Annotated in this window: 2 protein-coding genes; both read right to left on the bottom strand. The window is 71.8% G+C overall.

The annotated features are described in order from the left end of the window. The coding region (locus ABZ562_RS40975; protein ID WP_361490522.1) for a beta-ketoacyl synthase N-terminal-like domain-containing protein at nucleotides 1-215 on the bottom strand (215 nt) is incomplete at its 3' end. A gap of 15 nt (nucleotides 216-230) precedes the next feature. After that, complete coding sequence (locus ABZ562_RS40970; protein ID WP_361490519.1) at nucleotides 231-5,738, bottom strand: type I polyketide synthase; 5,508 nt, start codon at nucleotides 5,736-5,738, stop codon at nucleotides 231-233. Between the last annotated feature and the right edge of the window lie 87 nt (nucleotides 5,739-5,825).

Below are 5,825 nucleotides of genomic sequence, written 5' to 3'. Positions count from 1 at the left end.
ACCGGGAACGACGACAGCCCGTCACCACCCGAAACCAACATCTCCCACAAATCCTCAGGAGAAGAAACCCCACCGGGAAACCGGCAGCCCATACCCACGATCGCGATCGGTTCGCGGGCGGCCGCGCGAAGCTGCTGGTTCCGCTTCTTGAGCGTGTTGGTCTCTTCCAGCGACTTCCGGAGCGCCTGGACGACCTTTTCGTACGGTGCACTCATCTGTTGTGACCCCGATCAGTCCTGTTCGAAGGGTTCGTCGTCGCCGAGCGCCAGTTGTACGAGATCGTCGACGTCCAGCTCCGCGATCGCCCCCTCCTCCGCGGACTCCGTCCCTTCCGGCTCGTCCTCTCCGGAGGCGGCCAGCCGCACCAGGGCGTCCATCAGTCCCGCCGCGCGGAACCGGTCCAGGGGCACGGAAGCCAGCGCGCGCCGCAGCCGCTCCTCGTCCAGACCGGGGTCCGCGTCGTCGCCGTCGTCCGGGAACAGCTCGCCACGCAGATAGCCGGCGAGCGAGGCCGGGGTCGGGTGGTCGAAGACGAGCGTGGTCGGCAACCGCAGCCCGGTGGCCATGGTGAGCCGGTTACGCAGATCCACCCCGGTCAGGGAATCGAAGCCGAAGTCCTTGAACGCGCGGTCCGCGTCGATCGCGGCGGCGGACGAGTGCCCCAGCACGACAGCGACCTGGGTCTGCACCAGATCCAGCAGCGACTGCTCCCGCTCGGACGCGGGCAGGTCCCGCAGCCGCCGGGTCAGCTCGCCGGCCTCCTGGGCGCCCGCGTCGGCGGTCGCGGTCAGTGCCGCGGCTGCCTCGGGCAGGTCGGCGATGAGCGCGCTGGGCCGGGCCAGCGTCAGCGAAGGCGCGAAGCGTTCCCAGTCCACGTCGGCGACGGTCGCGCAGGCCCGGCCGTCGGCGAGTACCTGGTCGAGGGCCGCCACCGCCCGCTCCGGGTCCAGTACACGAACGCCGGAACGGCGGAACCGTTCCTCGGCCACTCCGTCGGCCGCCATCCCGTCGCCGCCCCACGGCCCCCAGGCCACCGATGTGGCGGGCAGCCCCAGACCGCGCCGGTGTTGCGCGAGGGCGTCGAGGTGGGCGTTGCCCGCCGCGTACGCGGACTGGCCCGCGTTGCCGAGGACCCCGGCGATGGAGGAGAACAACACGAAGGCGTCCAGTTCCAGGTCGGCCGTCAGTTCGTGCAGATGCCGCGCCGCGTCCGCCTTCGCGGCCAGCACCCCGGCGAGCCGCTCCGGCGTCAGCTCGGTGACCACCCCGTCGTCCAGGACCCCCGCGGTGTGTACGACACCGGTCAGCGGCGCATCCTCGGGCATGCCGTCCAGCACGGCGGCGAGGGCCCGGCGGTCGGCGATGTCGCAGTCGGTGACGGTGACCCGCGCGCCGAGTTCGGTCAGCTCCTGCCGCAGTTCCGCCGCGCCCGGCGCCTGTGCCCCACGCCGGGAGACCAGCACGAGGTGTTCCGCACCACGAGAGGCCAGCCGACGTGCCACATGCGCGCCCAGAGCGCCGGTGCCGCCGGTGATGAGGACCGTGCCGTGCGGCTGCCAGCCGTCGCCGTCTCCCCGTGCGGTGTCGCGCGTCAGCCGGGCCGCGTACACGCCCGAGGATCGTATGGCGACCTGGTCCTCGTAGCCTTCCGCGCGGCGGTCCGTGCGGCCCGCGGCCAGGACGGACACCAGGCGGGTCAGGCCCTGCCTCCCGACGTCCTCGGGCAGGTCGACCAGACCGCCCCAGCGCTGAGGCTGTTCGAAGGCCACCGTCTTGCCCAGGCCCCACAGCTGGGCCTGCGCGGGGTTGGCCAACCGCTCGCCCGCTCCGATGGAAACCGCTGAGTGGGTCAGGCACCACAGGGGCGCTTCGGCCTCGGCGTCGGCCAATGCCTGCACCAGCGCCAGCGTCGTGGCGGTCGCGATGGGCACCGGTCCGTCACCGGGTTCTCGCGCATCGGCTTCGGCCCATGCCAAGAGGGACACCACGCCGTCCGCCGAGGTCGCGCGGATCCGGTCGGCGAGCGCTTCGCGGCTCGTCGTGGCGGCGAGGGTCAGCACGGTGACCTCAGCCGCGCCGCCCGCCCGCAGAGCCTGTACGCACTGCTCGGCCAATCCGTCCTGGGCGGCGGTCAGCCGTTCCGGCACTGCCAGCAGCCACGTCCCCGACAGGCGGCCCGCACTCGGTACGGTCATCTGCTTCCACACCACCCCGTAGCGCCAGCCCGACAGCGCCGACTGCTCCTGCTGCCGCTTGCGCCACGTCGACAGCATGGGCAGCACGGTGTCCAGCGGTGTGCCCGCGTCGACGCCGAGTTGGCCGGCAAGGGATGCCACATCGCCCTGCTCAACCAGGTTCCAGAACCCGGCTTCGGCAGCGTCGAGGCCCACGTCGGTTGTAGTCGCACGCTGGGTCTTGCGGTCCCGCAGCCAGAACCTCCGGCGCTGGAACGCGTACGTCGGCAGGTCCACCCGCTCGGCCCCGGTCCCGGCGAACACCGCCGCCCAATCGACCTTGGCCCCGCGTACGAACAGCTCGGCCACCGCCGTCAGCACGGTTGCGGCCTCGGCATGGCCCTCACGCAATGCGGCCACGGAAAACGCGGGGTCCGCGCTGTCGGTTCCGGATCGGGTCAGTGCCGTCAGGACCGGGTCGGGCCCGATCTCCAGCAGTCGGCCGGCACCCTGCCCGCCCGTGGTCGCCTCGATCGCGTCATGGAACCGAACCGGCTGCCGGACCTGGTTCACCCAGTAGTCCGGGTTCGCCCAGTCCTTTTCGCCGACCGGCTCGCCGGTGACCGTACTGACCGCTGGGAGAATCGGTTGCCGGTACGTGACGCTCGCCGCGATCTCGGCGAACTCCGCCAGCATCGGCTCCATCAACGGCGAGTGGAACGCATGGCTGACGCGCAGCCGCGACACCCGGCGGCCGCGCTCCCGCGCAGCGTCCATCACCTGTTCGACCGCGTCCTCGTCGCCGGAGATCACCACGGCGGTGGGGCCGTTGACCGCCGCGACCGCCGCCCGCTCGCTGTCGGGAAGTCCGTGCAGAATCCCGCCGACCTCGGTCTCGGTGGCTTCGATCGCCGCCATCGCGCCGCCGGAGGGCAGCGCCTGCATCAACCGGGCGCGCCCCGCCACCAGCCGGGCAGCGTCGGCCAGTTCGAAGACCCCGGCGGCGTAGGCGGCGGCCAGTTCGCCGATCGAGTGGCCCAGCACCACGTCCGGGCGTACTCCCCAGGAGCGTAGGAGGTCCACCAGCGCGGACTGGACGGCGAAGAGCGCGGTCTGCGCGTAGCCGGTTTGGTCCAGCCACTCCGCCTCGGCGGAGTTCTCGTCGGCGAACAGCACATCCCGCACGGGCACCTTGAACGCGGCGCTGCCCTCCAGTTCTGTGTCAAGGCAGGCGCAGACCTTGTCCAGGGTCCTGGCGAAGGCCGGGAACCGTTCGTACAGCTCGCGACCCATGCCGCGCCGCTGGCTGCCCTGGCCGGTGAACATCCAGGCCGTCCGGCCGTCGCCGACCACACCGGACACCACGGTGGCCTCGGTGGCGTCGGTGGCGTCGGTGGCGTCGGTGGCGGTCGGGGTCGCGAAGGTCGCCGCCCCGACACGCAGGGCGTCGCGGTCGGCACCCAGCACCACGGCACGGTGGTCGAGCACGGCGCGGGTGGTCGCCAGCGACATCCCGACATCGACGGCGGCGGGGAACCGCTCCTCGTACGCGCCGAGGAAGGCGGTCAGACGCCCGGCCTGCGCCCGCACCGCCTGTTCGCTCCGGCCGGACAGCACCCAGGGGACCAGCGGCAGCCCGGCCGACGGCCGGTCGTCCCGCTCATTCGGATCGTCCCAGCCCTCCGGCTCCGCATCGACAGCCGGATCACCGGTCGGTGCTTCCTCGATGATGACGTGTGCGTTGGTCCCACTGATGCCGAACGACGAGACGCCCGCCCGACGTGGCCGCTCACCGCGCGGCCAGGCACGGGCCTCGGTCAGCAGCTCGACCGCCCCGGCTTCCCAGTCCACGTGGGACGAAGGCTCTTCCACATGCAGGGTTCGTGGCAGTCGCTGTGCCCTCAGCGCCATGACCATCTTGATCACACTCGCCGCGCCGGCCGCGGCCTGGCTGTGCCCGATGTTCGACTTGATCGAGCCCAGCCACAGGGGATCCTGACCGTCACGGCCCTGGCCGTACGTCGCCAGCAGTGCCTGTGCCTCGATCGGGTCGCCGAGCGTGGTGCCGGTGCCGTGGGCCTCCACTGCGTCCACTTCGGAGGTCGAGAGGCGCGCGTTCGCCAGGGCCTGGCGGATGACGCGCTGCTGGGAGGGGCCGTTCGGCGCGGTCAGGCCGTTGGAAGCACCGTCCTGGTTGACCGCGCTCCCGCGCACGACCGCGAGCACCGGGTGCCCCCGGCGTCGCGCGTCCGAAAGCCGCTCCAGTATGAGGATTCCGCCGCCCTCGGACCATCCGGTGCCGTCCGCGGCGTCCGAGAAGGACTTGCACCGGCCGTCCCCGGCCAGCCCGCCCTGTCGCGAGAACTCCAGAAAGATGCCCGGCGTGGCCATCACGGTCGCGCCTCCGGCGAGCGCCATCTCGCACTCGCCCGCGCGCAGCGCCTGGCACGCCAGGTGCAGGGCTACCGATGCGGACGAGCACGCCGTGTCCACCGACACCGCCGGACCCTCCAGGCCCAACACGTACGACAACCGGCCCGATGCGACGCTCGGCGTGCTGCCGGTGAGCAGATACCCCTCGGTCTCCGTGTCCGGTTCGTCCTCATGGCCACTGGCATAGCCGTTGGCCGACACACCCGTGAACACGCCAGTGGCCGTGCCGCGCAGGGACAACGGGTCGATGCCCGCCCGCTCCAGCGCCTCCCACGAGGTCTCCAGCAGCAGCCGCTGCTGCGGATCCATGGCCAGCGCCTCACGCGGCGAGATCCCGAACAGCTCCGCATCGAACTCCGTGGCATCCTCCACGAAACCCCCGACGGCCGCGATGTCGTCCAGCACCTGCGTGTCCCAGCCACGGTCCACCGGCAGCGGCGACATCCCGTCGCCACCGGAGTCCACCAGCTCCCACAGCGTCTCGGGCGAGGTCACGCCACCTGGGTAGCGGCAGCCCATGCCAACGATCGCGATCGGCTCATCGACGGCACCCGCACGCTCAGCAGAGCGATCTTCCACCGCCTGCTCCTCGACCACGCCGAGCAGTTGCTCACGCAGATACCCGGCGAGGGAGGCAGGGGTGGGGTGGTCGAACACCATCGTGGCCGACAGCTGGAGCCCGGTCCCGCCACTGAGCCGATTACGCAGATCCACAGCGGTCAGCGAGTCGAAACCGAGATCCTTGAACGCCCTGGTCGGCTCGACTGCCGCGGCGGAAGCATGTCCAAGTACCCCGGCAACCGACGTCTGCACCAGATCCAGCAGCATGCGCTCCTGCTCATCCGCTGACAGCCCGAGCAGACGCCGGGCCAGCGCGCTGCCGCTGCCAGTGGCGGACCGGCCTGCGGTGCGGCGCTGTTGGGGAGTGGCCGGGACCAGCGCCTGCAGCACACCCGGCAGACTGTCCCGGAACCCGGCGAGCGCGCTGGTCCGCAGCGCGACCGGCAACGCGACGGGCTCATTGACCTGCAAAGCCGTATCCAGCAGCGCGAGCCCGTCCCGCGTGGACAGCGGCGGGAACCCCTGACGCCGAAGCCGGTCGATGTCCGCCTCGCCCAGACGGCCACCCATCCCCTCGGCCTGCTCCCACATACCCCACGCCAACGACACACCAGCCAACCCCCGCGCCCGCCGCGACACCGCCAACGCATCCAACAC

The organism is Streptomyces sp. NPDC019937, assembly GCF_040631655.1.
In the GTDB taxonomy this organism is placed as follows: Bacteria; Actinomycetota; Actinomycetes; order Streptomycetales; family Streptomycetaceae; genus Streptomyces.
Note: the sequence above shows the minus strand (reverse complement) of the source record. Positions and strands in the feature narration are given on the sequence as shown.